The organism is Pseudomonas sp. 51_B, from assembly GCF_017491595.1.
In the GTDB taxonomy this organism is placed as follows: Bacteria; Pseudomonadota; Gammaproteobacteria; order Pseudomonadales; family Pseudomonadaceae; genus Aquipseudomonas; species Aquipseudomonas promysalinigenes.
Genome location: NZ_JAFGYW010000349.1, coordinates 1 through 459 on the forward strand (window position 1 = coordinate 1; position 459 = coordinate 459).

Sequence of the window (459 nt, forward strand, 5' to 3'; positions counted from 1 at the left end):
CCACGGTTCTTCGGCCTGCTTGACCAGAAAACCGATCTTCACCGCGTCGGCGGCGAGCAGCGCACTGCTCAGGCTGAACGCAGTGACCGCCAGGGCAGTGCTGCACAGGGTACGAATCCCGAAACGACGTTTCATCAGATGACTCCTTGTTATTTTTTTTGAGCAAGGTTTGAAAAGCGTTGAAGCGTGTTCTCAGTGAAGCTGGTTAAAAATAGTCATATCGTATGATGATTGGATTTCAAGCGTAGTTCAGCGCTGGAGATCCGTTTTATTCAGTCGTGGTACATCACCGAGCGGCCACCATCGATGGTGATGCACGAAGCGTTGATAACGGTGCCTCATCGCTGGCCAGAAACACCGCCGTCATCGCCACTTCGATCGGCTGGCCGATGCGCTTGGGCGGATGCAGGTCTAAGGCGCGCTGCCTCTCGGCATGCGGATCGGCAAAGCCATTCCAGT

2 pseudogenes are annotated in these 459 nt (G+C 54.7%); both read right to left on the reverse strand.

From position 1 onward, the window contains the following. Nucleotides 1-135, reverse strand: a pseudogene (locus tag J5M56_RS25165) (arabinose ABC transporter substrate-binding protein); the annotation flags it as partial. A gap of 137 nt (nt 136-272) precedes the next feature. Continuing rightward, nucleotides 273-459, reverse strand: a pseudogene (locus J5M56_RS25170) (SDR family oxidoreductase); the annotation flags it as partial.